Below are 26,993 nucleotides of genomic sequence, written 5' to 3'. Positions count from 1 at the left end.
ATGGCAGAAACCAAAATTGTTGTTGGTCCGCAGCCGTTCAGCGTAGGAGAAGAGTACCCGTGGCTGGCGGAGCGTGACGAAGACGGTGCGGTAGTCACCTTTACTGGTAAGGTGCGCAACCATAACCTGGGCGACAGCGTCAAAGCATTAACCCTCGAACACTATCCGGGGATGACTGAAAAAGCACTGGCAGAAATTGTTGATGAAGCGCGTAACCGCTGGCCGCTGGGGCGCGTCACTGTGATTCACCGCATCGGGGAATTATGGCCGGGCGATGAAATCGTTTTTGTCGGTGTCACCAGTGCGCATCGCAGCAGTGCGTTTGAAGCCGGGCAGTTTATTATGGATTATCTCAAAACCCGCGCACCGTTCTGGAAGCGCGAAGCCACGCCGGAAGGCGACCGCTGGGTTGAAGCCCGGGAGAGCGATCAGCAGGCGGCAAAACGCTGGTAGTTTTTTGTTAGCCGGATAAGGCACCGCTGCGTCCGGCAATTTCACCGCTCAGTACATACGTTTACGCTGCGTCGATGCACAGCCTCATCATTTTGCAGTATCCTTAAGATATTCCTTATATCTTCAGGAGATCGTCATGGACAGATTCCCACGTTCTGATTCAATCGTACAACCCCGGGCTGGCTTGCAAACTTATATGGCGCAAGTCTATGGCTGGATGACCGTTGGCTTGTTGCTGACCGCATTTGTTGCCTGGTATGCGGCTAATTCCGCGGCCGTGATGGAGCTGTTGTTCACTAACCGTGTCTTTTTAATCGGTCTGATCATCGCGCAATTAGCATTGGTTATTGTGTTATCAGCGATGATTCAAAAGCTGAGCGCAGGTGTAACGACGATGCTCTTTATGCTTTATTCGGCGCTGACGGGTCTTACGCTTTCCAGTATATTCATTGTCTATACCGCTGCTTCTATCGCCAGTACTTTCGTCGTTACTGCCGGGATGTTCGGCGCAATGAGCCTGTACGGTTACACCACGAAGCGCGATTTAAGTGGCTTTGGCAATATGCTGTTTATGGCGTTAATCGGCATTGTGCTGGCATCGCTGGTCAACTTCTGGTTGAAAAGCGAAGCATTGATGTGGGCAGTTACCTACATCGGCGTGATTGTCTTTGTCGGATTGACGGCGTATGACACGCAGAAACTGAAAAATATGGGTGAGCAGATTGATACCCGCGACACGTCGAACCTGCGCAAATATTCCATTCTTGGCGCGTTAACCTTGTATCTGGACTTCATCAACCTGTTCCTGATGTTGTTGCGGATCTTCGGCAACCGCCGTTAAATTCTCTTCTTCCTGCTGATCCCGGCCTGGAGCCGGGATTTTTTTCGGATTTTATAAAGACTATTCCGCTCATTTACATGAGAACTGAATCGCGGCAAATGCCAGACTATGTCCACTACGTAATTTCAGGGACAGATAACGCATTTGAACAGACAATCCACTGCTACTCAATTACAGCAAAAAAGTGCTTCGCTCAGCAAAATGCTGCTTCTCATTTGGTGGTTAACAGCAGCTGGAGTATGGGCTACGGCAGGCTGTGCCTGGATATTTCAGCATTTGCATTGGGTTACGTCACAAAAGTCTCCAGGTGCGTTTGTCTTCGCTTTGGCTGCGCTGATAATAGGTGGTCTCTGGTTAAACAACGCCCTGAAAAGACTGAATGTATCAGGCGCATGTCTGGTCTATCTGCTAATAATCCTTCTTGTTGGCTTTCTCTTCGCCAGCCTTTATACCTTTTCGAGCATAGCGACGGTAATGGGAATTACGGGAGGGATGTTTGCCGCAATGGCGCTGATTTGCTCTTGTAGTAATAGGGTTATCCCACCAGTCAGACAGTTATATTCATATATTTTCTGTGGTTTGAGTATTGCTTTTGTTGTTAACCTGATCCTTACCAGCAGTTTTTCCGTGTGGTTAGCGAGTATTTTGACTGTCTTTATCTGGGGCATTACGGCTGCCTGTGAAGCAACAACACTGGAAGATTTGATCCGTGTTGCCGACACCTCTGAAATTTCAGGTTCTCTTCGCTGTATCGTTCCTGGGGCAATAACACTCTATTTTAGTATTTTAAGCGTCCTCTTTAGAATTACTGTAACAGTTCTTGAATTTATTAATGGTTTAGTGTGGTAGTGCGAATTGACGAGTTTTATTGCGTTAATTGGAATAGATAATGATATTTAACTTAAGGATATAAAAATAATGAATTCGCGCTCAGCAAATAACATAACTAATGATTTTCAGCACGAAGCCAGGATATTAAACAGCATATGGCTCATTACCGCTTTAGGTTTGGTGACAACCGCAGGACTGGCCTGGGTAGCGAAGTATCTCGAAATTACGGCAACAAAATATGATTCACCGCAAATGTATGTCGCCATAGGATTATTATTACTTTGTATGTATGGCTTAAGTAAGGATATCAACAAGATAAATGCCGTCATCGCAGGCGTAATATATCTATTTTTACTCTCTTTGGTGGCGATTGTCGTTGCTAGTTTAGCTCCTGTACCTGCCATTATCGTCGTGTTCAGCACTGCGGGCGCGATGTTTTTAATCAGTATGCTGGCCGGTTTATTATTTAATGTTGATCCTGGTTCTCACCGTTTTATCATTATGATGACGTTGACAGGGTTGGCCCTGGTGATCATCATGAATGCCGCATTAATGAGTGAACGACCCGTTTGGGTAATAAGTTGCTTAATGATTGTGTTATGGTCAGGCATTATCTCGCATGGACGAAATAAGCTCCTTGAATTGGCGGGGAAATGCCATAGTGAAGAGTTGTGGAGTCCGGTTCGTTGCGCTGTTACAGGTGCATTAACACTCTATTACTATTTTATCGGCTTCTTTGGGATACTTGCCGCGATAGCTATAACGCTTGTCTGGCAAAGGCATACGCGTTTTTTTCATTAGTCGTAAATGCAGATACTAAAGAACTTAACTAAACTTCACATCGCCGCTTCATTTTTCGCCCGTAGCTTCTTCGCCTGGCTTTCCAGTAGCAGGTAACAGATCAGCGCCAGCAGCAGCGGGATAAAGTAATACAGGACGCGATAAGCGAGCAGGGCGGCGATAATGCTCCCTTTCGAGGTATGCTCCCCAGCCAGTAGTGCGATAAACACCGCTTCCAGCACACCGATCCCCGCCGGAATATGCACGATGACGCCAGCAATACTACTAACCAGTAACACGCCCAGTACAAAGAAATAGTTCACGCTTTGACCAAGTAACAGCCAGATAATCGCCCCCATTACCATCCAGTTAACGCTGGAAATCAGCATCTGAGCGAGGGCGAATTTCCATGAAGGCAGCACCAGCTTTTGCCCTTTGATGGTCATATGGCGGTGCTTCGCGAAAGCGCAAAACCACAAATAAACCGCGATAATCATCAGTAAGCCAATGCCGAGAATACGCAGCGTAGTTTGATCGACATACCAGTGATCCGGCAACTCCACCACGCCTGCGGTAAAGATAATCCCTGCCAGTAAAATATAGCCCAGCCAGTTGGTGGTAATACTGAGCGAGAAAATCCGCGTAATAGTGCTGCCCGGTAACCCTAGTCGGGAGTACAAACGATAGCGCATACCAATGCCGCCGACCCAGGTACTGAGCGTCAGGTTGAAGGCGTAGCAGATAAACGACACCAGCATCACCTGGCGCTTCGCCAGTTTGTGACCGCAGTAAAAGCGGGCGAGCAGGTCATAGCAGCCGTAAATCAGATAGCTGACGACCACCAGCCCGACCGCACTAAGCAGCGCAACGCGATTGTAGTCGCGGATGACCTTCCAGACCTCTTCCCAGTCCACTTTTTTGGCGTAGACCACCAGCAACACAATCACCGCGATAAAAAACAGCCAGGTGAGGATCTTCTTTGCTAAGCGCCAGCGCGGGTGTGATTTACTCATCAGGGTTTTACCCCCGTGTTTTCAGTTTCTACCCGATCCTGCGTTTCCATTGTCGGTTGTGCGGGCGGATCAACCTGCGCCAGACGTGGTGTGTGTGCCGGAAGCCAGCCAACCAGCGCCGGGAAGTGGCGTAAAAAGTGGAACGCCAGCACGCTTTTGGTCAGGTTCCACCAGGTGCGTTTCGGCAGCATGGTCTCATCGACCTGCTGACAATCTGCGGCAATAATGCCGTTCAGATTATCGCGCAGCGTCTGGTTAAAATGACGATCGTGGATGATGACATTTGCTTCGAGATTCAGTGACAAACTGAGCGGATCGAGATTACTGGACCCTACTGTCGCCCAGTGATCGTCCATCAATGCCACTTTGCCGTGGAGCGGGCAGCGGCGGTACTCAAATACCTGAACGCCGCCTTTAACCAGATAGTTATACAGCAAGCGCGCACCGACTCTGACAATCGGCATATCCGGTTCGCCCTGAATGATCAGTTTGATCCGCACCCCGCGCCGTGCCGCTTTACGCAAGGCGTGTAAAAATCGATAGCCGGGGAAGAAGTAGGCGTTGGCGATAATGACTTCTCGCCGCGCCTGAGTGAGCATTTTCAGATAGTGACGTTCAATATCATCGCGATGTTCTTCGTTATCGCGCCAGACCAGCAATACCTGCGCTTCTCCCGGCTGGCGGTTCTCTTCCGCTTTGTGATGACGTCGCCACCAGCGTCGTGCCGCGCTCTGTCCAGGCAGGTTTTCCAGCTCAAACTGGAGAATATCTTCGACAATCGGCCCTTCAAGGCGTACCGCGTAATCCTGTTTAGCCTCTGGACCGTAGCTGGACATATGCTCGGCGGAGTAATTCAGCCCGCCAATAAAGGCGATACGCGCGTCGATCACCACAATTTTGCGATGCATCCGGCGAAACACATTGGTGCGCATACCAAAAAGGCGAGGGCGGGGATCGTAGTAGCGAAATACCACGCCAGCTGCCGTCAGTTCATTGACAAACTCATCGCTGAGATCCGGCGAACCGTAGCCATCCAGCAAGACTTCCGCTTTAACCCCGCGTTGCGCTGCTGCCAGTAGTGCCGCATGCAGCTGTTTGCCGACGTCATCCTCAAACCAGATAAACGTTTCAAGAATGATGCGTTCTTGTGCCTCGCCAATCGCCTTAAACACCGCGGGATAATATTGCTCGCCGTTTTCCAGCAACTGGATCTTATTGCCTTCGCGCCAGCTACATTTCATAAATGAATCTCCGCACTTAAAGGGGCATGATCAGAAAGGTGTCGCCATGTCCGCAGCGGCAACGCGGTTGGCGCGCTGGCGCTGGCATTTTTGACGTAGATCCTGTCCAGTCGTAGTAGAGGAAATTGCACCGGAAACGTGCGCGCCGGGCGTCCGTGGGCGCGGGTAAAAATCTCATCCAGTCCGGCCTGCACTTTTAACGGATGATTAGCTTTTTGCCGCCAGTCATTGAAATCACCCGCCACCAATACCGGTTCGCCGTCCGGTAGCTCATTCACCCATTCGGCGAGCATCGCAAGCTGCGCCTGACGGTGCGCCTCACGCAGGCCCAGATGTACGCACATCACATGAATCGCTTTTCCGGTCATCGGTGGCACAATGCGGCAGTAGAGCACGCCGCGCTTTTCCGCACCATCGACCGAAACATCGCGATTCTCATAATGTTCAATGGGATAACGCGACAGTACGGCGTTGCCGTGATGCCCTTCCGGGTATACGGCATTGCGACCGTAGGCAAAATCGCTCCACATCGTGTCGGCGAGAAACTCGTAGTGCGAGGTATCGGGCCAGTTTTCCACATGCAGCGGATGAACTTCGTGCGCGCCCATCACTTCCTGCAGGCAAACAATATCGGCGCTGACGGTACGCACCGCGTCGCGAAGTTCCGGCAAAATGAAGCGTCGGTTAAACGCGGTAAAACCTTTGTGAATGTTGATGGTGAGCACCTTGAACGAAAATTGTTGTGTTTGATCGGGCATAATTTTCCTGTCTTTGCCTCTTATCTCATTGAAATAGTGTAGTCGGCGTCACAAAAAGGTGCGGTCTTACGGAATTTTCCGTAAAGTTCGGTACTCTGAGTAAGTAGAGATAAATTCTTCAGGAGAGAAGCCATGAAGTGGCAACAACGTGTTCGTGTCGCAACTGGTCTAAGTTGCTGGCAGATTATGTTGCATTTACTGGTAGTGGCGCTGCTGGTGGTGGGCTGGATGAGTAAGACTCTGGTTCACGTCGGCGTGGGATTATGCGCACTGTATTGTGTCACGGTAGTGATGATGTTGGTGTTTCAGCGCCACCCCGAGCAACGCTGGCGTGAGGTGGCAGACGTGCTGGAAGAGCTGACCACGACCTGGTATTTTGGCGCAGCGCTGATTGTGCTGTGGCTGTTGTCCCGTGTACTGGAAAACAACTTTTTGCTGGCAATTGCAGGGCTGGCAATCCTTGCCGGCCCGGCGGTAGTGTCTTTGCTGGCGAAAGATAAGAAGTTACATCACCTTACGTCTAAACATCGCGTACGCCGCTGACCCTGTCGTGGCCGTTATCACCAGTAGCGGCCACAAACTATTCCACACAATATCCAGACTCGCATCCTTCAAATAAATCTGCTTGGTAATGTCCGTAAAGTGGCGAATAGGGTTAATCCACGTCAGGTTTTGCAGCCATACTGGCATGTTTTCCACCGGAGAAACGTAACCGGAAAGGAGAATGGCGGGCATCATAAAAACAAACACGCCGATAAACGCCTGCTGTTGTGTCGAGCAGAGTGATGAAATCAACAGACCGAATCCCACCAGCGATAAACCGTAAATCACCATCGTAAAGTAGAACAGCGCCAGCGATCCGGCGAAGGGGATTTGATACGCCCAGATACCAATCGCCAGCACAATGGTGGCCTGGAAGGTGGCGACAATTAACGCCGGTACGGCTTTGCCGATGAAGATCTGCCAGGTGGTGAGCGGCGAAACCAGTAGCTGATCGAGCGTACCTTGTTCACGTTCGCGGGCGACGGAAAGTGAAGTGACGATCATTACGCCGATAGTGGTGATCATGGCGATCAGCGACGGCACCACAAACCATTTGTAGTCAAGATTCGGGTTATACCAGTTGCGTACCACCAGCTCGCTGTTGTTAGGTTTCGGTTTTCCTTCCAGCAGCTCCTGCTGATAATTTTTGACGATCTGTTGCAGGTAGTTGGCGGCAATTTGCGCACTGTTGGAGTTACGCCCGTCGAGGATCAACTGCAACGGCGCGGTCTGGAAGGTATCCAGTTTGCGCGAGAAGTCAGCCGGGAAACGCACCAGTAGTAACGCCTTTTGTGTGTCGATGGTTGGGCGGATCTCCTGTGGGCTTTTCAGCAGCAGCACATGAGTAAAGGCGCTGGCGCGGGCAAAACGTTGGGTCAGCTCCACCGAATGCTCGCCGTTATCTTCATCGTAGATGGCGATGGTGGCGTTAGTCACTTCCAGCGTGGCGGCGAACGGGAACAGAATCACCTGAATAAGCACAGGTAAAATCAGAATCGCGCGGGTTTGCGGTTCGCGCAGCAGCGACTGCAACTCTTTGCGGATTAACGTCCATAAGCGATGAAACATGCTCTTCTCCCTAATCCAGCCGACGTTTGGTTTTCAGCCACGTCAGGCCGATAAACATCACCGCCGAAGCGATCAAAAACAGCACGTTTACCACCAGCACCACTGGAATATTCCCGGCGAGGAACAGGCTTTGCAGGGTGCTGACGAAATAACGAGCGGGAATAATGTACGTCACCGCGCGGATCACCGCGGGCATACTGTCGATCTGAAAAATAAAGCCGGAAAGCATAATCGACGGCAGAAAAGCGGCGTTCAGGGCGACCTGAGCGGCATTGAACTGGTTGCGGGTAATCGTGGAAATCAGCAGCCCCATCCCCAGGGTACTGAGTAAAAACAGGCTGGAGATAAAAAACAGAATCAGCAGCGACCCGCGATACGGCACGCCGAGAATAAACACTGACACCAGCATACACAGCAACATCGCCAGCATCCCGAGAAAGTAATAAGGGATCAGCTTACACAGCAGCAGTTCCGTGCGGGTAATCTCCGTAGAGAGCAGAGCCTCCATGGTGCCGCGTTCCCATTCTCGCGCCACCACCAGCGAGGTGAGAATCGCGCCGATGACCGTCATGATAATGGTCACCGCACCGGGGATAATGAAGTGCTGGCTAATCGCCGCCGGGTTAAACCAGTAGCGGGTTTGTACATCAATAAGCGGTTCAAAAGTCTGCCCGTTGTCCTCCGCTCGCTGCATTTGCCAGATCTGCCAGATCCCTTCGACATACCCCTGTACAAAGTTAGCGGTATTCGGCTCACTGCCGTCGGTGATCACCTGAATCGGTGCGGTGGCGTTGGCGCGCTCCATCTGTTCCGCAAAATCCACCGGAATAACCACCAGACCGCGAATTTTCCCCGCCTGCATTTTGGCGATCAGTTCCTGACGGTTATCGCTGATGGTGGCGTCGATGTAGGGCGAACCGGTCATGGTGTGGGTGAAATCCAGCGCCGCTTCGCTACGCTGTTCCAGTAAAATCCCGACCCGCAGCTTGCTGGAGTCGAGGTTAATGCCGTAACCAAAAATAAACAGCAGCAACAGCGGGATCACTACCGCAATCAGCCAGCTACTCGGATCGCGAACGATCTGCCGCGTCTCTTTGACGCACAGCGCCCGCACGCGACGCCAGGAAAGGATCGGGTTACTCATTGCTATGCTCCTTATCCCAGTCGTGGATCAACTGAATAAAGGCTTGCTCCATGGTGGGATCGGGTTGCTCATCGTTAGCCGACTGTGCTTTCAAATCGTCCGGCGTGCCGCTGGCGATTAATTTCCCGCGGTACACCAGGCCGATGCGGTCGCAATATTCCGCTTCATCCATAAAGTGGGTGGTGACCATCACCGTGACGCCTTTCTCTACCATGCTGTTGATGTGCAGCCAAAATTCACGGCGGGTGAGGGGGTCAACGCCGGAAGTCGGTTCGTCGAGAAACAGAATATCCGGTTCATGCATCAGCGAACAGGCCAGCGCCAGCCGCTGTTTAAAACCTAATGGCAGTTCATCGGTGGCGTGGGAGGCAATACTTTTCAGGCCAAATGCCTCGCTCATACGGGAGATTTTTTCGTTCTGCGCCCGACCGCGTAAGCCATACACACCAGAGAAAAAGCGTAAATTCTGTTCGACCGTCAGGTTGCCATAGAGCGAAAACTTTTGCGCCATATAGCCGAGATGCTGGCGCGCTTTACCGGAACTCTCTTTCAGATCCATCCCCAGCACCAGCGCCTGACCGGAGGTCGGCACCAGCAAGCCGCACATCATCTTAAAGGTGGTCGATTTCCCCGCGCCGTTTGGCCCGAGCAGACCAAAAATCTCCCCTCGTTTAACGGCAAAGTTGACGTGATCGGTGGCGGCAAAATCACCAAATTTCTTGGTTAGTTCTTTCGCTTCGATCACCGTCTCGCCGGGTGTGCCTTCTACCGTATGCAATATTGCACCCAGCGGCGATTCCGAGGTTCCGGCACCGCCCAGCAAATCAATAAACGCATCTTCAAAACGCGGCGTAGTTTCGTTGATGTTGATTTCCGGCATCCCTTCGGCATGGCGAATATCGTCTGGTGTGGCCTCTTTTTTGAGGATCAGACGTACCGATTTCCCCTGAATCATGCCGTCGCTGACCTGTGGCAGTTTCAAGGCGCGTTGCAATAGTTTGCGGTTGCCCTCGTGTGGACTGGTCATCAGAAAACTGCGTCCGGCCATGGTTTGTGTCAGGGCTTTTGGTTCCCCCTGATACAGCAACTCGCCTTCGTTCATCAGTAACACGTCACGGCACTGCTCGGCTTCGTCGAGATACGAGGTACTCCAGAGGATTAACATCCCTTCGCCTGCCAGCTCATGCACCATCTGCCACAGTTCGCGCCGTGAGATAGGGTCAACGCCGACGCCGGGTTCATCGAGCAGCAACACTTTCGGTTCGCCCACCAGGGTACAGGCCAGACCGAGTTTTTGTTTCATCCCACCGGAGAGCTTGCCCGCCAGGCGTCCGGTAAACGGCCCAAGAGACGTAAACTCCAGCAGGCGAGCAAAAGTTTGCTTACGTGCCTCGCCGGTGACGCTGCGCAAATCCGCGTACAGATTGAGGTTCTCCATCACCGTGAGATCTTCATACAGACCAAATTTCTGCGGCATATAGCCGAGCACGGCGTGCAGCGCGCCGTCGTTTTTGATTGGATCAAAGCCAATCACCGTGGCATTGCCGCTGTCGGGTTTCAGTAATCCCGCCAGCATCCGCATTAGCGTGGTTTTACCTGCACCATCCGGCCCCACCAGCCCCGTCACATAACCGGTGTGAATGGTACAATCGAGCGGCGCGACGGCGGGCTTGTCCATGCCCGGAAAGCGTTTTTCTAGGCCGTTCAGCGTGATAACGGCATCATTCATGTCCTGCCTCGTTACCGAATTGCACCGTCACCGGCATTCCCTGGCGTAACGCATCATCGGCGTCGGTCACCACAATACGCAGGCGATAGACGAGGTCGGTACGCAGATCCGGTGTTTCGACGGTTTTCGGGGTAAATTCAGCAGTCGGCGAAACGAAACCAATCTGTCCGTGATAGGGCTTGTCCGGGCGACCATCGGTATAAAGCAGCACTTTGCGCCCCGGCTGGGCCTGGTCAAGATTCCGTTCATCAACATAGGCACGTACCCACACCGGACGCGTTAGTGAAACGGTAAACACCGTGCCACCTTCATTGAGAACCGTGCCTGGCTCCACCGCGCGCGTTAACAGCGTGCCATCAGACGGTGCTATCAACGTTGAGTCCTGTAAATTCAGCTCCGCCTGCGCCAGTTGCGCCTGCGCCTGTTCGAGGCTGGCTTTCGCCTGAGCGATGTCCTGTTCACGGTTACCGGAACGGTACTGACGCAATTTATCCTGTGCTGATTTCAGCGTTGCCTGTGCCTGGTCGCGCGAGGAGCGGGCATTTTCCAGGTCATTTGCCGAAATGGTGCGGCTTTTCCACAGTCCTTGCTGGCGGTTATAGAAGTTCTGCGCATAGTCATAGGCGGCTTGAGCCTGTTTCACCGCTGCGGCGGCCTGAGCGATTTCTTCATCGCGATACCCGGCAAGCATCAGATCATACTGCGCCTGTGCCACCGAGACGCCCGCTTTCGCCTGCATCAGGGCAATCTCATACGGCTTGTGATCCAGTTCGCCCAGCACCTGGCCCGCTTTGATAGCATCACCTTCGTCCACCGCCAGCGATTCAACGCGCCCCCCAACACGGAAACTAAGATTTACCGTACGAATATCCACGTTGCCATACAGCGTCAGGCCGTTATCCTGGCGGCTTTGATACCACCAGTAGCCTCCGGCAACCACGGCGGCAAGTACCACTACCGCCAATCCGATCACGACAGGTTTTTTCATCACTACAAACTCCTTTGCGATAATCCTTGCAAAATCAGGTCGATATGACAGGTCACCGTCTGGTTGATCAGTTCGGTCTTTTCTTCATCGAACGCGGTCCAGCCGGTACGTAACAGAATTGTTTCTTTGCCAAGACGGAACGCCAGAATCTCACCAATCAACGCATGAGTATGGAGGATCATGCGGGTATCGTTGGCGTCGCAGCCGGTCCAGGCGGCAATCAGGCGTGTCAGGTGGCTGTGTAGCGGGCTAATCACCTGTTCGTGCACCAGGTGATAGGCTGCCGTGGGAGAGAGCTGCTCACGGGAGATAAACTTGCTGAGGTTGACGGTGTCATCCTGGGTGAGCAGCTTAATCATGTTCCTGCAGGCGCGAAGGATCAGTTCACGGATGGCTGCGCGATCAGGCTGTGGTTGTGCGAACAAGCGTTCGGCCTCTTCGGCGTGCGGACGGAACTGCTCGCCAATAAAATCGGCAATCCACTGGGCGCAGGCGAGGTACAAATCTTCTTTCGAACCGAAGTAGTAGGTGATGGCAGCGATATTCTGCCCGGCCTGGGCGGCTATCTCGCGGGTGGTGGCGTTCATTCCATATTCACCAAACTGCGCCAGTGCGGCAGCAATCAGCTGTTTTTTCGCCTGTTCACCCTTGATTGTCATGGCAGGATTATTCATCGCACAGTCCATTCTTAATCAAATGATTGATTAAGATTATGACTCCATATGGGAGTTGTCCAGTATGGCTAAGAATTTTAGCTACGCCAGTCACAGGGATAATTTATGCGCTGCGTCACAAAAACTGCTACACTCCGCTCCCTCATGACATTGTGGTTTTTGTCATTTTCCTTTTCAGTATCTCCCTGAAAACTACACCGGTAACGGTCGGGGCGGTTCGGAGTAGTTATGTCTTTCGATTCTTTGGGTTTAAGCCCTGATATCCTGCGCGCCGTTGCCGAGCAGGGTTACCGTGAACCCACCCCTATTCAGCAGCAGGCGATCCCTGCGGTGCTGGAAGGCCGCGACCTGATGGCTAGCGCCCAGACCGGTACCGGTAAAACAGCGGGCTTTACGCTGCCGCTGTTGCAACACCTGATCACTCGCCAGCCGCACGCCAAAGGGCGTCGTCCGGTACGTGCGCTCATTCTTACCCCGACCCGTGAACTGGCTGCGCAGATTGGCGAAAACGTCCGTGATTACAGCAAATATTTGAACATTCGTTCGCTGGTGGTGTTTGGCGGTGTCAGCATTAACCCGCAAATGATGAAGCTGCGCGGCGGCGTTGATGTTCTGGTGGCAACACCGGGACGTTTGCTGGACCTGGAACATCAAAATGCAGTGAAGCTGGATCAGGTTGAAATCCTCGTCCTCGATGAAGCTGACCGCATGCTCGACATGGGCTTTATCCACGATATCCGTCGCGTGTTAACAAAACTGCCAGCGAAACGCCAGAACCTGCTGTTCTCTGCGACCTTCTCTGACGATATTAAAGCCCTGGCGGAAAAACTGTTGCACAACCCGCTGGAAATCGAAGTGGCACGCCGCAATACCGCGTCTGATCAGGTGACCCAGCACGTTCACTTTGTTGATAAGAAACGCAAACGCGAATTGCTGTCGCACATGATTGGTAAAGGGAACTGGCAGCAGGTGCTGGTGTTTACCCGTACCAAACACGGCGCTAACCATCTGGCTGAGCAGCTCAATAAAGATGGCATCCGTAGTGCGGCGATCCACGGGAATAAATCGCAAGGTGCGCGTACCCGTGCGCTGGCTGATTTTAAATCGGGTGACATTCGCGTACTGGTGGCGACCGATATCGCTGCGCGCGGTCTGGATATCGAAGAGTTGCCGCACGTCGTCAACTATGAACTGCCAAACGTACCGGAAGATTATGTCCACCGTATCGGGCGTACCGGTCGTGCGGCTGCTACCGGTGAAGCGTTGTCGCTGGTGTGTGTTGATGAACACAAACTGCTGCGTGATATCGAAAAACTGCTGAAAAAAGAGATCCCGCGCATTGCGATTCCGGGCTATGAGCCGGACCCGTCAATCAAAGCCGAACCGATCCAGAACGGTCGCCAGCAACGTGGCGGCGGCGGTCGTGGGCAAGGTGGTGGTCGCGGTCAACAGCAACCACGCCGTGGGGAAGGTGGCGCAAAATCTGCAAGCGCGAAACCTGCAGAAAAACCGTCTCGCCGCCTCGGCGATGCCAAACCGGCAGGCGAACAACAACGTCGCCGCCGTCCGCGTAAACCTACCGCTGCGCAGTAATCTTTTATGCCGGGCTATGCCCGGCATCAGGCTGATGAACAAACGCAAAACTGCCTGATGCGCTACGCTTATCAGGCCTACGTGAACTCTGCAATATATTGAATTTGCATGCTTTTGTAGGCCGGATAAGGCGTTTACGCCGCATCCGGCATTTCACAACAAGCACTTGTCAGCAATTTGAGAACACGGGAAAAAATTTATCTGTTTTACCGCCCATAAGCCACCGAGACGTTACTTCTCTATAGCCAATTGTTCGCGCAACTCCATTAAAAGGTAGCCCAGTCGATTCTTGCCCTTACCATTACCACCGTCTCCCCAGTAAGCATCGTTTTCCGTATGCTCAACCAGTTTTGCGGGCGCGGTTGCCAGCAAGAGCGCACGCAGTTCTGGATGCTGTTCGAATTTAGCGCGAAGTGCTTTTCGCATCACCTGTTCTTTGACCGACTCCCAGTTTTTACGCAGAGGCTTAGAACGATCGCGCCCCATGCGTGCGGCGACCATAGGGGAAGAAACCCGACGGATCTCTTCGCGGTATTTTTCATCAAGGAATTTTTGTGCCTGAAAATAGTGTTCTGAGGTGGGCCAGGTTTTCCCGTCAACCTTGATGGGCCAGGCGGCAAAGTTAGAAAAATCACCGTAGTCATCGCTGGTGCTGTAGAAATTTATGATGGTGTCTTGCATGACGTGTTGGATCCTTTGTGCTCGAACGGGCATTAAACCGCATTATGTTGGTGGTTATTGCGAGTCGCTTTCCAGAAACAGAAAAACCATTACCCCTGAAAACCGAAAAATGCCACAATATTGGCTGTTTATACAGTATTTCAGGTTTTCTCATGGCATTAACCGCCGCGCTTAAAGCGCAAATTGCCGCCTGGTATAAGGCGCTTCAGGAACAGATCCCCGACTTTATTCCCCGTGCGCCGCAGCGGCAGATGATTGCGGACGTCGCCAAAACGCTGGCCGGAGAAGAAGGGCGGCATCTGGCGATTGAAGCCCCCACCGGCGTTGGGAAAACGCTCTCCTATTTGATCCCCGGCATCGCCATTGCCCGCGAAGAGCAAAAAACGCTGGTGGTGAGTACCGCCAACGTGGCGTTGCAGGATCAGATTTACAGCAAAGATTTACCGCTGCTGAAAAAGATCATTCCCGATCTTAAATTCACTGCCGCTTTTGGGCGTGGGCGCTACGTTTGCCCGCGTAATCTGACGGCGCTCGCCAGCACTGAGCCCACGCAACAGGATCTGCTGGCGTTTCTTGACGACGAACTGACGCCAAATAATCAGGAAGAGCAAAAACGTTGTGCGAAGCTGAAGGGCGATCTCGACACTTATAAATGGGATGGTCTGCGCGATCATACTGATATCGCTATAGATGACGATCTCTGGCGTCGTTTAAGTACCGACAAAGCCAGCTGCCTCAACCGCAACTGTTACTACTATCGTGAATGCCCGTTTTTTGTTGCTCGTCGGGAGATTCAGGAAGCGGAAGTGGTGGTGGCAAACCATGCGCTGGTGATGGCGGCGATGGAAAGCGAAGCCGTACTACCTGACCCGAAAAATCTGCTGCTGGTGCTGGACGAAGGTCATCACCTGCCAGATGTGGCCCGGGATGCGCTGGAGATGAGTGCCGAAATCACCGCGCCCTGGTATCGACTACAGCTGGACTTGTTCACGAAACTGGTCGCTACCTGCATGGAGCAGTTTCGCCCGAAGACCATCCCACCGCTGGCGATCCCTGAACGTTTGAATGCGCATTGTGAAGAGTTGTATGAGCTTATCGCCTCGTTAAACAACATTCTCAATCTCTACATGCCTGCCGGGCAGGAGGCAGAGCACCGTTTTGCGATGGGCGAACTGCCTGATGAAGTGCTGGAGATCTGCCAGCGGCTGGCAAAACTCACCGAGATGCTGCGTGGTCTGGCGGAGTTATTTCTTAACGATTTAAGTGAGAAAACCGGCAGCCACGATATTGTGCGTCTGCATCGGTTGATTTTGCAGATGAACCGCGCGTTGGGGATGTTCGAGGCGCAAAGCAAACTCTGGCGGCTGGCGTCTCTGGCGCAATCTTCCGGTGCGCCGGTGACCAAATGGGCGACGCGGGAAGAGCGCGAAGGGCAGCTGCATCTCTGGTTTCACTGCGTGGGGATACGTGTCAGCGATCAGCTGGAAAGGCTGCTGTGGCGCAGTATTCCGCACATTATTGTTACCTCCGCAACCTTGCGTTCGCTGAATAGTTTTTCGCGTTTGCAGGAGATGAGTGGTCTGAAAGAGAAAGCGGGCGACCGTTTTGTGGCGCTGGATTCCCCCTTTAACCACTGCGAACAGGGCAAAATTGTTATTCCCCGGATGCGCGTTGAGCCTTCCATCGACAACGAAGAGCAGCATATTGCCGAAATGGCGGCCTTTTTCCGTAAGCAGGTGGAGAGCAAAAAACATCTCGGTATGTTGGTACTGTTTGCCAGCGGACGGGCGATGCAGCGCTTTCTCGACTATGTGACGGATTTACGCCTGATGCTGCTGGTGCAGGGCGATCAGCCGCGTTATCGCTTAGTTGAACTGCACCGCAAACGCGTTGCCAACGGTGAGCGTAGTGTGCTGGTGGGCTTACAGTCATTTGCCGAAGGGCTTGATTTGAAAGGTGATCTGCTCAGCCAGGTGCATATCCACAAAATCGCTTTTCCGCCCATCGACAGCCCGGTGGTGATCACCGAAGGGGAATGGCTGAAAAGCCTCAACCGCTATCCGTTTGAGGTGCAAAGCCTGCCGAGCGCCTCGTTTAACCTGATTCAGCAGGTTGGGCGACTGATTCGAAGCCACGGTTGCTGGGGCGAAGTGGTTATCTACGACAAACGCTTGCTGACCAAAAATTATGGCAAGCGACTACTGGATGCATTACCGGTATTTCCGATAGAGCAACCGGAAGTCCCTGAAGGTATAGTTAAAAAGAAAGAAAAAACGAAATCCCCACGCCGTCGGCGGCGTTAATGATGTGAGTCAGGTAAGGAGTCGTAAATGGACTATCGCAAAATCATTAAAGAGATCGGGCGCGGGAAAAACCACGCGCGCGATTTAGACCGGGATACTGCGCGCGGTCTGTATGCCCATATGCTCAATGGTGAAGTCCCTGACCTTGAGTTGGGCGGCGTATTGATTGCGCTACGTATCAAAGGGGAAGGGGAAGCAGAGATGCTCGGCTTTTACGAAGCCATGCAAAATCACACCATCAAGCTGACGCCGCCAGCAGGCAAGCCGATGCCGATTGTCATCCCCAGTTACAACGGCGCGCGTAAACAGGCCAACCTGACGCCGTTGTTGGCGATTCTCCTGCACAAACTCGGTTTTCCTGTGGTGGTTCACGGGGTTAGCGAAGATCCAACCCGCGTGCTGACTGAAACCATTTTTGAATTGATGGGTATTACGCCAACGTTGCACGGCGGGCAGGCGCAGGCGAAGCTCGACGAACATCAACCGGTGTTTATGCCAGTCGGCGCGTTTTGCCCGCCGCTGGAAAAACAACTGGCGATGCGCTGGCGGATGGGCGTGCGTAACAGTGCACATACCCTGGCGAAACTGGCGACGCCATTTGCCGAAGGTGAGGCGCTGCGTCTTTCCAGCGTTTCGCATCCGGAATACATTGGACGCGTCGCGAAGTTCTTTAGCGATATCGGCGGGCGGGCGCTACTAATGCATGGTACTGAAGGTGAAGTGTATGCTAATCCGCAGCGCTGCCCGCAGATCAATCTCATTGACCGTGAAGGGATGCGGGTGCTGTATGAAAAACAGGACCCTGCTGGTAGCGAGTTACTGCCACAAGCAAAAGATCCGGAAACCACGGCGCAGTGGATTGAGCGTTGCCTTGCTGGCAGCGAACCGATTCCCGAATCGCTGAAAATCCAGATGGCTTGCTGCCTGGTGGCTACGGGTGAAGCGGCAACTATCAGCGACGGCCTGGCGCGCGTTAATCAGGCATTTTAATTCTTTTCTCAGCCGGATGAGCCATGTCATCCGGCTTTTACCCCACCGCAATATGAAATTCCTGCATCTTTATTGACCTTCCCGCGCCCGGCGTGCAGCATAAAAAAACAACAAACACATAACATAAACAGGAGTTAACCATGGAAAGTGGTCATCGCTTTGATGCTCAGACGCTGCACAGTTTTATTCAGGCTGTATTTCGTCAGATGGGTAGCGAGGAACAAGAAGCGAAATTAGTGGCCGATCATTTAATCGCGGCAAACCTGGCAGGGCATGATTCTCATGGTATTGGCATGATCCCAAGCTATGTGCGTTCCTGGAGTCAGGGGCATCTGCAAATTAACCATCATGCCAAAATCGTTAAAGAGGCGGGGGCGGCAGTCACGCTCGATGGCGATCGCGCATTCGGTCAGGTCGCGGCACACGAAGCGATGGCGCTGGGGATTGAGAAAGCGCATCAGCACGGTATTGCTGCCGTGGCGCTACATAACTCGCATCATATCGGCCGTATCGGTTACTGGGCGGAGCAGTGTGCAGCGGCGGGGTTTGTCTCTATCCACTTTGTTAGCGTGGTCGGTATTCCAATGGTCGCACCGTTCCACGGTCGCGACAGCCGCTTTGGCACCAATCCGTTCTGTGTGGTTTTCCCTCGTAAAGATAATTTCCCGCTGTTGCTTGATTACGCCACCAGCGCCATTGCATTTGGCAAAACCCGCGTCGCCTGGCATAAAGGCGTCCCCGTGCCGCCAGGTTGCCTGATTGACGTTAACGGCGTGCCGACGACCAATCCGGCGGTAATGCAGGAGTCGCCGTTGGGTTCGCTGTTGACCTTTGCCGAACATAAAGGCTACGCCCTTGCAGCGATGTGTGAAATTCTTGGCGGGGCGCTTTCCGGCGGTAAAACGACGCATCAGGAAACGTTACAAACCAGTCCCGATGCCATTCTTAACTGCATGACCACTATCATCATCAACCCGGAACTCTTCGGCGCGCCGGATTGTAGCGCGCAGACCGAAGCCTTTGCCGAGTGGGTGAAAGCCTCGCCGCATGATGATGATAAGCCGATTTTGCTACCGGGCGAGTGGGAAGTGAACACGCGTCGCGAACGGCAGGAGCAGGGGATTCCATTGGATGCGGGAAGCTGGCAGGCCATTTGTGATGCGGCGCGGCAGATTGGTATGTCGGAAGAGACGTTGCAGGCTTTCTGTCAGCAGTTAGCCAGCTAAAAAAAAGCCCGTCCAGTGGCGGACGGGCAAACAAGGGTAACATAGGATCAATGAGGGTTAGAGCATATGCGTCTGTCGGCAAACAGACAGGGAAATACTTGTGCTGGACGTAGCGTAAACGCCTGATCCGTCCAACGGTTCGGATTTTGTAGGCCTGATAAGACGCGGTAGCGTCGCATCAGGCATCTGTTGCCGGATGCGGCGTAAACGCCTTATCCTTCCTACGAATTACTTATAAATTACCGCAGTACCGCTTAATTTATTGTTGTTGGTGGCGGAAGTGATGCTGTATCCACTGGCACCGGCTGCCGCGGCTTTCTCAGCCAGTTTCGCTTCCAGGGCATCGAGGGTGGATGCGCCATCGGCAGAAACCACGCCGATTTTATTCATGTTCTGTGCCTGGGATGCCGTTACCGGTTCCGCGGCAAACACGCCAAATGACAGAGTTGAAAGAGCCATAGCAGCAACAACAGTATTGATAGTTTTCATAATTAATCTCTCGCAGGTGATTTTTGTATAAGTGACGTTGTTTCGTCGATGTGATGAGTATCACGTTTTTTTACGAGAGATAAAATCGAAGAGAATTGACCGCCTTGTTCAAATAAATTGATTGATATCTAACATACTGATAAACCATTTATTTGTTGTACTTATGGACTTGTTTTATGCAGCGTGGCAGTCACGACAGCGTTAAAGGCACGGAATGCCACGCAAAATACAAATTATACTCGCTATACATCTCGCCAGTTGTAGTTAACGTAACTGGCTGTCTTTCGAACCTCTGCGATTATATCCTGTATACGCTGGTTTTTGTAAATCTTTCTCCTGCTGACAATGAATGCATAAGCGCACGCCAGGAATGGCTTCCCGACGGGCTTGCGGGATGGGGGCACCGCACTCTTCACATTCATCCAGGCTTTCGCCACGCGGAATTTCACCCCGAGCGCGGGCAATCGCATCTTCAATTGTACTGTTGATCTGTTCGTTGACGGCGTCATCGTTAGCCCAACCGGATGCCATATCGTCCTCCCCATATCAATGCTTGTACAGTTAAGTGTAGCTAATCCAGGGACGAACTTGGGCAGTTCAAGCATCAGATCTCCGACCATTCCCGCAGCAGATTATGATAAAGATTAAGCAGCGACAGGATCTCTTCATTTTCACCATAGCGGCTTTTCAGCGACTGAATATTGTTGTCCAGTTCAAACAGCATGGCGCGCTTTTTATCATCACGGATCATCGACTGGATCCACATAAATGATGCCACTCGTACGCCGCGGGTTACGGGTGTCACGCAATGCAGGCTGCTGGAGGGATACAACACGAGATCGCCTGCCGGGAGTTTTACCCGATGTTGTCCGAAGGTGTCATTAACGACCAGTTCGCCGCCGTCGTAGCTTTGTGGATCGCTTAAAAACAGCGTGGCAGAAAGGTCAGTACGCATCCAGCCGTTTTGTGGATGGCTGCGTACTGCGCCATCCACATGGAAACCATAGGTTTCATTGTTCTGATAGCGATTAAACAGCGGCGTGGAAAGGGTACGCGGCAAGGCCGCGGCAAAGAATAAAGCATGTTGGTTAACCGCGTTCAGCACCTCATTTTGCAGGGCGGCGTATAACGTGCTGCGGGTGTCGACCTGTTGATTGTTCTTAACTTGCGCACCTTGTGCGCCGGTGGTGACGCGTCCATCCACCCATTCGGCTTGTTCCAGTTGTTCGCGAAACCGGGCGACGTCCTGTGGCGATAACACGCCGGGAATGTGGTACATCATACAAGTTCTCCAAAAAGTGGGGCCTGCGCCCCACATCTGAATCAGAAATGCATATTGGCTGTGAGCAAGAAGGTTCTTGGCTCGCCCGGGTGATAACGGTAGCCGCTCTTGTTGATTGAGGCGACGTAATCGGTATCAAACAGGTTGTAAACGTTTAGCTGGAAGTCGAGATTGCGATTAACCCGATACCCCAGTTTGGCATCGGCGACCCAGTAACCTTCGGTAAACGCTGGCGTTCCCACCGCGCCGTCTGAACCTTTATGCATACTGCCGATATAGCGTGCGCCCGCGCCAACAGAGATATCATCTGTTGCCTGATACTGGCTCCATAAGGTGAAGGCGTGCTCCGGGGTATACGGCAGCGATGAGGAACCATCCTGGGCAACATCTTTGCCGTTTTTGATGGTTGCTTTTTGCTGGGTATAGCCGCCAATCACCTGCCACGCGGGCGTGATATTCCCGGCCACGGATATCTCATAGCCTTCGACACGTTTCTTACCGTATTGCGAGTAAGTTCCGTCATCATTTTGCTCAACTTCATTTTCGATATCAGTACGGAATAGCGCGGCGGTGAGCAACAGGCGTTTATCCAGAACCTGCCATTTGGTGCCAATCTCGCTGGTGTTGGCTTTTTGCGGTTTAAAATCGGTGCGGTTGGCACTGTTACCGCTGCCAGACTGCGCAAGGGCGAAGTTGTTGCCGCCCGGAGGCTGCTGGGAAACGGCATAGTTAATATAGACATTACCGTTTTCCGTCAGGTGATACAGCGCCCCGGCTTTCCAGTTCACCAGATTGCCCGACTTGGCGGTGTCGACGGTGGTGACCGGAGAACCTTTTGCCACACCAGCTGGGCAGGTGATGGCACCGCGTCCGCTGCCGCCGCAGGCGGTGGCACTGTCATATTCAGTATGATAATTATCCAGACGGATCCCGCCGTTCAGCTCAAAATCACGGGTGATTTGCAGCGTATCGAAGGCGTAAATTGCGAAGGTATCCGTCTGACCATTGGCGTTTGCGCCGTTGCGCGTCAGGCCGCCGGGATGAATGCTGCTGTCAGGATGATAAATATTTACCGCGGGTAACGTCACCGGATTAACGCCGTAGTTAGTCTGCGTTTCACGGGTAAATTCCACGCCGGTACTGACATCATGACCGATAGAACCGGTATAGAACGTCGAGGTCAGGTTGGTCTGGTTGGTGAGAATTTTATTACTCACATCTTTGGTATTCGCCGTGCGTGACCAGGTCCAGCTATTCACATCGCTGGTGGGCTGAGTAATATTCGACGCCCCGCCCATAATCGCCGTCATCAGGTAATCCTGCTTTACGCGCGACCAACGGGTAGTATTGCGAATGGTGGTGTTATCGTTGATGTCGTGCTCAAAACGCATGGTGGCGGTGTCGGTGGTCGAATCGTCGTAATCGGAATCCGTGCCGTAAAAGTTATGAGTATCAACTTTTCCGGAATGATTCAGAGCCGCTGTTCCCGCAGATGGGGCAGAATAACCCGGCAAACCGATGGTCGGAATGCCGCCGTCTGGCGTGTTGTGCTGGGTGACATGCAGATAATTAAGATACAAACGATTCGCTGTACCAAGGCCAAAAGCGATAGAAGGGGCGACGCCGTAACGCTCATTTTTGACTTTGTCGCGTCCGGCATCGTGCGTTTTTTCGCCCATCACATTCAGGCGCACCGCAGTGGTATCACCAATGACCTGATTGACGTCCAGCGTGCCGCGGCGGAACCAGGCGCTGCCAATACTGGCGGAGGCGTCAATGCCGGAATCATTGCGCGGCTGCTTGCTGATCATATTGATCGAGCCCGTCGGCGCGCTGCGCCCGTAGTCGGTGCCGGAAGGCCCTTTAATCACTTCGACCTGCTCAGTATTGAAGGTGTCGCGCGAGACGCTGCCGATATCGCGAATGCCATCAATATAAATACTGTTAGAGGTATCAGCACCGCGCATATAAATGGCGTCGCCAGTGGTGGAGTTACCGTTCTCACCCGCAAAAAACGCACCCACGCCGGGGACGTTTTTGAGCGCGTCGGTAAGGTTGGTTGCGCCCTGATCTTTAATCACTTGTTCAGAAATCACCGTCATCGTGCGGGTAGTATCCGCTACCGGACGCGAGAATTTCGGATCGGCAGATTGTTGTGGCGCATAAAGCGAAGGCGTTGATGCTTCGACAACCAGCGTGTCATCCGCGTTAGTTTGCCCTTCGGCGGCGAGTGCCTGAGCCACAGGCGTGATGCCAATACAAAGACCGGCAAAGAACGTGAGCGAATGAAATTGTCTGGCAGGGAAATTGCGATTGTTTTCCATTTTGCAGGTGACTTTTTTTTATATGTTGAAATTTTCACTGCCACGAGAAAGCCTCTCTGCGGATGCGATGCCACTGTTAATCTCGTGATAGTGTTCGTGCAAGTGATAATAATTTTGATAAGCATTATCACTTGGCGCGATTTTCTATCACCCATTGCGCGAAAAAGAAATACATTTATTTACATTGCGTTCATATTTGATGTTTTTTGATTACAAAACAGGCGAAAACTGCATCCAGAGGCGAATGCAGTTACGTTGGTGGGGTTATTTGTAGATGGTTGCAGTACCGAACATCTGGTCATTTCCGCCTGCGGAATTAATGACATAACCTTTCGCGCCTTGCTCGCGCGCTTTTTCTGCCAGTTTATCCTCCAGATCGCTTAGGTTTGATGCGCCAGTTGCCGAAACGGTACCGGCGGGCCGTAGCTGACCGCTGTCCAGGTTACTCATCGGTTGCGCGGCATAAGCCGTGAGAGAGATTCCGCTCAGGACGGTGGCAATCAGTAGTGTGAGGCACTTTTTCATAATGACATCCTCATAAATACAACGGGTAGTGCCTGATAAGTGTAGGTCGCCTGGGCGATGAAAATGACGCAAAAAATTGACAGAGATGTGCTTATTTTTTGAACGATATATTTTTACAAAATAAGACAAATCAATGACATGCATAATGCTGATTTTTATGATGAATTGCCATAAACCATAGCCATGTTAAGGTTTTGGGGAATGATAAACGCAGCCAGATATTTACCCTGTCGCGTTATGCGGGTATCTTACGCCGCTGCTTAAAGGAGAATGCTATGTCCGCCCAGAAACCGGGGTTGCATCCGCGCAACCGTCATCACAGCCGCTACGATCTCGCCACGCTTTGTCAGGTCAATCCTGAACTCAGGCAATTCCTCACGCTTACACCCGCAGGGGAGCAAAGCGTAGACTTTGCCAATCCGCTGGCGGTGAAGGCGCTCAATAAGGCATTGCTGGCCCATTTTTACGCCGTAGCGAACTGGGATATCCCGGACGGTTTTCTCTGCCCGCCAGTACCGGGCCGGGCGGATTATATTCATCACCTTGCCGATTTACTGGCAGAAGCAAGCGGAACAATTCCATCTAATGCCAGCATTCTGGATATCGGCGTTGGTGCGAACTGTATTTATCCGCTGATTGGCGTACATGAATATGGCTGGCGTTTTACCGGTAGTGAAACCAGCAGTCAGGCGTTAAGTAGTGCGCAGGCGATCATCAGTGCTAATCCGGGGCTTAACCGCGCCATTCGTCTGCGTCGGCAAAAAGAGAGTGGGGCGATTTTTAACGGCATCATCCATAAAAACGAGCAATACGACGCGACCTTGTGTAACCCGCCATTCCACGATTCCGCCGCTGCGGCACGGGCAGGTAGTGAGCGTAAACGCCGTAACCTGGGGCTGAACAAAGACGATGCACTGAACTTTGGCGGCCAGCAACAGGAGTTGTGGTGTGAAGGTGGTGAAGTCGCCTTTATCAAAAAGATGATTGAAGAGAGCAAAGGCTTCGCGAAGCAGGTGATGTGGTTTACCTCGCTGGTTTCTCGTGGTGAAAACTTACCGCCGTTGTATCGTGCTCTGACGGACGTGGGCGCGGTGAAGGTGGTTAAAAAAGAGATGGCCCAGGGGCAAAAGCAGAGTCGCTTTATTGCCTGGACCTTTATGAACGACGAGCAGCGCCGCCGTTTTGTTAATCGCCAACGTTAAAGCGTTGGCTCCCCCGGCGGCAGCGGTTCAGCCGGGGCCGCGCCCGGAGCAGGCAGCACCTGATAAGTCTGCACTGGCGCGCGAACACCTGCCAGGTCGAAATGCTTTTTCACCTGGCTGTCGAGGGCAAAGCGGACCGTCCACTGTTTGAGTGGCAGCGTGGTGAACGAAACACGCAGTGTAAACGCGGTATTGCTTAAGCCGACAATCCCGGCAAAGTTTGGTTCACCAATAACCAGCCCGCGAATTTCTTCGTTTTCCATCAATTCCGCTACCGCATCTTTCAGTGCCTGATTGGCTTTATCAGCATCTTCATGGCGATCAACATCGTAGTTTGCCACCACCGAACCAATGCCGCGGACGAAGTTAGCAAAGGTGGTTATCGAAGACCAAGGAATGATGTGATACGCCCCGGTATCCTGACGCACGCCCACGGAGCGAATCGACATCCGTTCCACAGTGCCGGTCAACGGCCCGATAGTAACCAAATCTCCAGTGTTCATGCCGTTTTCAAACTGAATAAATACCCCGGTGATAATATCTTTCACCAGCGTTTGCGAACCAAACGAGATAGCCAGACCTAATGCCCCAGCACCTGCCAGCAATGGCGCGATATTGACGCCGATTTCCGACAACACAATCATGATGGTGATGGTACTGATAATCACCGCCAGCGCGTTACGGAACAGCGTCAGCAGGGTACGCGTACGGGCGCTGGGTAGCGGGCGGCCATGAATATCCGAAGCCAGCCGGTTTTCGATCAAACTGGCGAGCACTGTCCAGCCAACCGCCGAGAAGAAAAGAATGAGTGCGATGCGGATCAGGATATCTACGGTTTTCTGCCCCGCGCCGTTTTGCAGCCAGTTCCAGAAATCGAACAATCCCCATGCGCTCAACAGCAACATTACCGCCACGCAGACGGTCAGAATACGCGCCGTTTTCAGCGCCGCCGAAAGCCAGCCATTCAGCCGTTTTTGTAGCTCCGGATAGTTACGCTGAGTATGTGGCGAGAGGGTGATGGTTTTCGCCAGCCAGCGGGAAAACATACCGGAAACAAACGCTGCGATACCAATAATCGCCAGGCTGCGCACCGTTGCACCCATCATAAATTTCAGGCTGTTGCCCGGATCGAACAACGAAAAGAAAAACAGCACGATAAAATAGGCGCTTGCCAGCCAGTGCCACACCAGCGCAAAGGCGCGGATAAACAGGCTGAAAAAGGCCAGCGAATGCTCCGCAAAGTTGAGCAAATGTTGGGTAATCTCTTTTTTATTGCGAAAGATCAGGTACAACGCCCAGACGGTCATGCACAGCATAATGATGACGTTCGCCAGCGCACCTATCTGTACATTCACCTGATTAGAGATAATCGGCACGGCCACAATCAGGCCATAACCTATCAAACTGCTTAACCAGCTCAGGCGACGACTCCAGTAACGGGCGCTCTCGTCCTGAATCGTGAACGGGCGCAGTTCAGCCACGTTTGGGCAAAAAATCAGGCGTAGTACGGCTTTGAAAAATTCAATCAGGGCAAAGGCGTTGAGAAACAAACTTTGTTGGAAAGCGATGGTGCGACTGCCCGCATTCAGGTTGTCGCTTAATACCTGGCCGACAAACAATGTCAGTGCCAGTAACAGTAGGTCGATAATAAACGCCCCGATAATCATCGCCGGAAGCTGCAGCCAGTTGCTGCGTTCGCGATTTTTTTGCCGCGCCCACTGGCCCATTTTGCGATACAGCGGCAGTGCGCACAGACGAATCAGCCAGTAAAAACCAAACACTAATACCGCTAACATTGAAAAATGGGTCAACGCATTGCTGAAGGTTTGTGGATTAAACGGCTTATGCGGGGAGCCGGTGATATTGCGATAAAGTTGTCCGAAGCGGGCGGAAAGGGCTTCACCATAATGGCGGCTGACTTCGGTGACCTTTTGCAGCACGGTTTGCTCTTCAACCAGCGTCGGCGGCACGATCTTCGGGACCGGTTCCGCAGGGGGCGTCGCGGCGACAGTACGCAACTGGTCGATCAATTCTTTACGCGAGGTGTCGTTATCCAGCACATCCGCCAGTGCGCCATAGGCCGCTTTTTTTTGTTCGATATCCGGTTCCGGGGCCGGTTCAGTCGTTGAGTCCGTTGTCGTTGTGGTTGTAACGCCGGGTATGGATACCGCGTGGGCAGGTGCGCCCAGCAGGCAGAAGAGGATGAACAGGATCCACCGCATGACTCCTCCAGTGAGAAAACAGAGCAAAAAGATAAGTATAGATGCTGGGGGAGGGGCGATTTTAAATGAGAGGAATCTGGTGTGCCTCCCTTT

Annotated in this window: 26 protein-coding genes; 11 read left to right on the top strand and 15 right to left on the bottom strand. The window is 52.6% G+C overall.

Translation table 11 applies throughout. The features are described from left to right. From moaE to HGD79_RS07770, 4 genes are all read left to right on the top strand, one after another. A complete protein-coding gene (moaE, locus tag HGD79_RS07785; protein ID WP_000852287.1) occupies window positions 1-453 on the top strand; it encodes a molybdopterin synthase catalytic subunit MoaE in 453 nt (150 codons plus the stop codon). A 136-nt stretch (window positions 454-589) separates the two neighbouring features. Next, on the top strand, window positions 590-1,294 hold the full coding sequence (locus HGD79_RS07780) for a Bax inhibitor-1/YccA family protein (protein WP_000373624.1): 705 nt from the start codon (window positions 590-592) through the stop codon (window positions 1,292-1,294). A 144-nt stretch (window positions 1,295-1,438) separates the two neighbouring features. Further along, on the top strand, window positions 1,439-2,143 hold the full coding sequence (locus HGD79_RS07775) for a Bax inhibitor-1 family protein (protein WP_001299026.1): 705 nt from the start codon (window positions 1,439-1,441) through the stop codon (window positions 2,141-2,143). Between the two features lie 69 nt (window positions 2,144-2,212). After that, window positions 2,213-2,926 (top strand): Bax inhibitor-1/YccA family protein, encoded by a 714-nt coding sequence (locus HGD79_RS07770; RefSeq protein ID WP_001088647.1) that lies wholly within the window; start codon window positions 2,213-2,215, stop codon window positions 2,924-2,926. Window positions 2,927-2,961: 35 nt separating this feature from the next. Here the strand turns inward: HGD79_RS07770 and HGD79_RS07765 are convergent, their stop codons facing one another. Genes HGD79_RS07765 through HGD79_RS07755 form a run of 3 tightly spaced genes read right to left on the bottom strand, consistent with a single transcriptional unit; the run spans window position 2,962 to window position 5,917 of the window. Next, on the bottom strand, window positions 2,962-3,918 hold the full coding sequence (locus tag HGD79_RS07765; RefSeq protein ID WP_000045448.1) for a YbhN family protein: 957 nt from the start codon (window positions 3,916-3,918) through the stop codon (window positions 2,962-2,964). Beyond that, entirely contained in the window at window positions 3,918-5,159 is a 1,242-nt protein-coding gene (gene clsB / locus HGD79_RS07760; RefSeq protein WP_168848350.1) for a cardiolipin synthase ClsB, read from the bottom strand. The genes HGD79_RS07765 and clsB overlap by 1 nt, the downstream gene beginning before the upstream one ends. Next, on the bottom strand, window positions 5,156-5,917 hold the full coding sequence (locus tag HGD79_RS07755; protein ID WP_001113348.1) for an endonuclease/exonuclease/phosphatase family protein: 762 nt from the start codon (window positions 5,915-5,917) through the stop codon (window positions 5,156-5,158). Before HGD79_RS07755 ends, clsB begins: the two co-directional genes overlap by 4 nt. Window positions 5,918-6,049: 132 nt before the next feature. Here HGD79_RS07755 and HGD79_RS07750 point away from each other — a divergent pair, with 132 nt between their 5' ends. Further along, window positions 6,050-6,460: a YbhQ family protein gene (locus tag HGD79_RS07750; RefSeq protein WP_000871982.1), complete on the top strand. Its 411-nt coding sequence runs from the start codon at window positions 6,050-6,052 to the stop codon at window positions 6,458-6,460. On the opposite strand, the gene HGD79_RS07745 is transcribed toward HGD79_RS07750, so the two are convergent. The 5 genes from HGD79_RS07745 to cecR are packed head-to-tail and all read right to left on the bottom strand — an operon-like array spanning window position 6,422 to window position 12,063. Beyond that, a complete protein-coding gene (locus HGD79_RS07745) occupies window positions 6,422-7,528 on the bottom strand; it encodes an ABC transporter permease (RefSeq protein ID WP_000469031.1) in 1,107 nt (368 codons plus the stop codon). The genes HGD79_RS07750 and HGD79_RS07745 overlap by 39 nt on opposite strands. 10 nt (window positions 7,529-7,538) lie before the next feature. Continuing rightward, window positions 7,539-8,672: an ABC transporter permease gene (locus HGD79_RS07740; RefSeq protein WP_000070131.1), complete on the bottom strand. Its 1,134-nt coding sequence runs from the start codon at window positions 8,670-8,672 to the stop codon at window positions 7,539-7,541. Then, a complete protein-coding gene (locus HGD79_RS07735; protein WP_168848349.1) occupies window positions 8,665-10,401 on the bottom strand; it encodes an ATP-binding cassette domain-containing protein in 1,737 nt (578 codons plus the stop codon). The genes HGD79_RS07740 and HGD79_RS07735 overlap by 8 nt, the downstream gene beginning before the upstream one ends. Next, on the bottom strand, window positions 10,394-11,389 hold the full coding sequence (gene hlyD / locus HGD79_RS07730) for a secretion protein HlyD (protein ID WP_001296990.1): 996 nt from the start codon (window positions 11,387-11,389) through the stop codon (window positions 10,394-10,396). The genes HGD79_RS07735 and hlyD overlap by 8 nt, the downstream gene beginning before the upstream one ends. Before the next feature lie 2 nt (window positions 11,390-11,391). After that, entirely contained in the window at window positions 11,392-12,063 is a 672-nt protein-coding gene (gene cecR, locus HGD79_RS07725) for a DNA-binding transcriptional regulator CecR (RefSeq protein WP_001296991.1), read from the bottom strand. Between the two features lie 228 nt (window positions 12,064-12,291). On the opposite strand from cecR, the gene rhlE reads away from it, so the two are divergent. After that, window positions 12,292-13,656, top strand: a complete 1,365-nt coding sequence (gene rhlE, locus HGD79_RS07720; protein ID WP_000007102.1) for an ATP-dependent RNA helicase RhlE — start codon at window positions 12,292-12,294, stop codon at window positions 13,654-13,656. A 231-nt stretch (window positions 13,657-13,887) separates the two neighbouring features. On the opposite strand, the gene ybiA is transcribed toward rhlE, so the two are convergent. After that, window positions 13,888-14,370, bottom strand: coding sequence for an N-glycosidase YbiA (gene ybiA, locus HGD79_RS07715; RefSeq protein ID WP_001145128.1), 483 nt, complete (start codon window positions 14,368-14,370; stop codon window positions 13,888-13,890). Window positions 14,371-14,489: 119 nt separating this feature from the next. Here ybiA and dinG point away from each other — a divergent pair, with 119 nt between their 5' ends. The 4 genes from dinG to ybiE all read left to right on the top strand — a co-directional run bounded on the left by dinG (window position 14,490) and on the right by ybiE (window position 18,982). Next, window positions 14,490-16,640, top strand: coding sequence for an ATP-dependent DNA helicase DinG (gene dinG / locus HGD79_RS07710; RefSeq protein ID WP_001340191.1), 2,151 nt, complete (start codon window positions 14,490-14,492; stop codon window positions 16,638-16,640). Between the two features lie 27 nt (window positions 16,641-16,667). Then, a complete protein-coding gene (gene ybiB / locus HGD79_RS07705; RefSeq protein WP_000386540.1) occupies window positions 16,668-17,630 on the top strand; it encodes a DNA-binding protein YbiB in 963 nt (320 codons plus the stop codon). A gap of 140 nt (window positions 17,631-17,770) precedes the next feature. Continuing rightward, complete coding sequence (gene hcxB / locus HGD79_RS07700) at window positions 17,771-18,856, top strand: hydroxycarboxylate dehydrogenase HcXB (RefSeq protein WP_000443512.1); 1,086 nt, start codon at window positions 17,771-17,773, stop codon at window positions 18,854-18,856. Between the two features lie 66 nt (window positions 18,857-18,922). Beyond that, a complete protein-coding gene (gene ybiE / locus HGD79_RS26575; RefSeq protein WP_211180490.1) occupies window positions 18,923-18,982 on the top strand; it encodes a protein YbiE in 60 nt (19 codons plus the stop codon). Window positions 18,983-19,084: 102 nt separating this feature from the next. On the opposite strand, the gene ybiJ is transcribed toward ybiE, so the two are convergent. The 5 genes from ybiJ to mcbA form a co-directional block, all read right to left on the bottom strand. After that, entirely contained in the window at window positions 19,085-19,345 is a 261-nt protein-coding gene (gene ybiJ, locus HGD79_RS07695; RefSeq protein WP_000849301.1) for a DUF1471 family protein YbiJ, read from the bottom strand. A gap of 264 nt (window positions 19,346-19,609) precedes the next feature. Next, window positions 19,610-19,876, bottom strand: coding sequence for a C4-type zinc finger protein YbiI (ybiI, locus tag HGD79_RS07690; protein WP_000146343.1), 267 nt, complete (start codon window positions 19,874-19,876; stop codon window positions 19,610-19,612). 73 nt (window positions 19,877-19,949) lie between these two features. Next, window positions 19,950-20,627, bottom strand: a complete 678-nt coding sequence (gene ybiX / locus HGD79_RS07685; protein ID WP_000990176.1) for a PKHD-type hydroxylase YbiX — start codon at window positions 20,625-20,627, stop codon at window positions 19,950-19,952. A gap of 41 nt (window positions 20,628-20,668) precedes the next feature. Next, the gene (locus HGD79_RS07680) at window positions 20,669-22,951 is read right to left on the bottom strand and encodes a catecholate siderophore receptor Fiu (protein ID WP_000430036.1); all 2,283 of its coding nucleotides are present in this window, start codon (window positions 22,949-22,951) and stop codon (window positions 20,669-20,671) included. 264 nt (window positions 22,952-23,215) lie between these two features. Then, window positions 23,216-23,476, bottom strand: coding sequence for a DUF1471 family periplasmic protein McbA (gene mcbA, locus HGD79_RS07675; RefSeq protein ID WP_000710619.1), 261 nt, complete (start codon window positions 23,474-23,476; stop codon window positions 23,216-23,218). 275 nt (window positions 23,477-23,751) lie between these two features. Between mcbA and rlmF the strand changes: the two genes are divergently transcribed. Continuing rightward, a complete protein-coding gene (gene rlmF / locus HGD79_RS07670) occupies window positions 23,752-24,678 on the top strand; it encodes a 23S rRNA (adenine(1618)-N(6))-methyltransferase RlmF (RefSeq protein WP_167850732.1) in 927 nt (308 codons plus the stop codon). Here the strand turns inward: rlmF and ybiO are convergent. Next, entirely contained in the window at window positions 24,675-26,900 is a 2,226-nt protein-coding gene (gene ybiO, locus HGD79_RS07665) for a mechanosensitive channel protein (protein WP_001267255.1), read from the bottom strand. The two genes, rlmF and ybiO, sit on opposite strands and share 4 nt — an antisense overlap. Window positions 26,901-26,993 lie beyond the last annotated feature (93 nt).

This window comes from Escherichia sp. SCLE84 (assembly GCF_012584495.1).
Taxonomy (GTDB): Bacteria; Pseudomonadota; Gammaproteobacteria; order Enterobacterales; family Enterobacteriaceae; genus ECMA0423.
This window is presented reverse-complemented; position numbering and strand designations above follow the sequence as displayed.

What these genes read in the sequence shown, in the direction of transcription:
- ybiX (WP_000990176.1), bottom strand. Translation starts at nt 20,627, where the DNA reads ATGATGTACCACATTCCCGGCGTGTTATCGCCACAGGACGTCGCCCGG.
- HGD79_RS07750 (WP_000871982.1), top strand. Translation starts at nt 6,050, where the DNA reads ATGAAGTGGCAACAACGTGTTCGTGTCGCAACTGGTCTAAGTTGCTGG.
- HGD79_RS07740 (WP_000070131.1), bottom strand. Translation starts at nt 8,672, where the DNA reads ATGAGTAACCCGATCCTTTCCTGGCGTCGCGTGCGGGCGCTGTGCGTC.
- HGD79_RS07755 (WP_001113348.1), bottom strand. Translation starts at nt 5,917, where the DNA reads ATGCCCGATCAAACACAACAATTTTCGTTCAAGGTGCTCACCATCAAC.
- rhlE (WP_000007102.1), top strand. Translation starts at nt 12,292, where the DNA reads ATGTCTTTCGATTCTTTGGGTTTAAGCCCTGATATCCTGCGCGCCGTT.
- rlmF (WP_167850732.1), top strand. Translation starts at nt 23,752, where the DNA reads ATGTCCGCCCAGAAACCGGGGTTGCATCCGCGCAACCGTCATCACAGC.
- HGD79_RS07735 (WP_168848349.1), bottom strand. Translation starts at nt 10,401, where the DNA reads ATGAATGATGCCGTTATCACGCTGAACGGCCTAGAAAAACGCTTTCCG.
- HGD79_RS07780 (WP_000373624.1), top strand. Translation starts at nt 590, where the DNA reads ATGGACAGATTCCCACGTTCTGATTCAATCGTACAACCCCGGGCTGGC.
- hlyD (WP_001296990.1), bottom strand. Translation starts at nt 11,389, where the DNA reads ATGAAAAAACCTGTCGTGATCGGATTGGCGGTAGTGGTACTTGCCGCC.
- mcbA (WP_000710619.1), bottom strand. Translation starts at nt 23,476, where the DNA reads ATGAAAAAGTGCCTCACACTACTGATTGCCACCGTCCTGAGCGGAATC.
- hcxB (WP_000443512.1), top strand. Translation starts at nt 17,771, where the DNA reads ATGGAAAGTGGTCATCGCTTTGATGCTCAGACGCTGCACAGTTTTATT.
- clsB (WP_168848350.1), bottom strand. Translation starts at nt 5,159, where the DNA reads ATGAAATGTAGCTGGCGCGAAGGCAATAAGATCCAGTTGCTGGAAAAC.
- HGD79_RS07770 (WP_001088647.1), top strand. Translation starts at nt 2,213, where the DNA reads ATGAATTCGCGCTCAGCAAATAACATAACTAATGATTTTCAGCACGAA.
- ybiB (WP_000386540.1), top strand. Translation starts at nt 16,668, where the DNA reads ATGGACTATCGCAAAATCATTAAAGAGATCGGGCGCGGGAAAAACCAC.
- HGD79_RS07765 (WP_000045448.1), bottom strand. Translation starts at nt 3,918, where the DNA reads ATGAGTAAATCACACCCGCGCTGGCGCTTAGCAAAGAAGATCCTCACC.
- cecR (WP_001296991.1), bottom strand. Translation starts at nt 12,063, where the DNA reads ATGAATAATCCTGCCATGACAATCAAGGGTGAACAGGCGAAAAAACAG.
- ybiI (WP_000146343.1), bottom strand. Translation starts at nt 19,876, where the DNA reads ATGGCATCCGGTTGGGCTAACGATGACGCCGTCAACGAACAGATCAAC.
- ybiA (WP_001145128.1), bottom strand. Translation starts at nt 14,370, where the DNA reads ATGCCCGTTCGAGCACAAAGGATCCAACACGTCATGCAAGACACCATC.
- ybiO (WP_001267255.1), bottom strand. Translation starts at nt 26,900, where the DNA reads ATGCGGTGGATCCTGTTCATCCTCTTCTGCCTGCTGGGCGCACCTGCC.
- HGD79_RS07680 (WP_000430036.1), bottom strand. Translation starts at nt 22,951, where the DNA reads ATGGAAAACAATCGCAATTTCCCTGCCAGACAATTTCATTCGCTCACG.
- HGD79_RS07745 (WP_000469031.1), bottom strand. Translation starts at nt 7,528, where the DNA reads ATGTTTCATCGCTTATGGACGTTAATCCGCAAAGAGTTGCAGTCGCTG.
- dinG (WP_001340191.1), top strand. Translation starts at nt 14,490, where the DNA reads ATGGCATTAACCGCCGCGCTTAAAGCGCAAATTGCCGCCTGGTATAAG.
- moaE (WP_000852287.1), top strand. Translation starts at nt 1, where the DNA reads ATGGCAGAAACCAAAATTGTTGTTGGTCCGCAGCCGTTCAGCGTAGGA.
- ybiJ (WP_000849301.1), bottom strand. Translation starts at nt 19,345, where the DNA reads ATGAAAACTATCAATACTGTTGTTGCTGCTATGGCTCTTTCAACTCTG.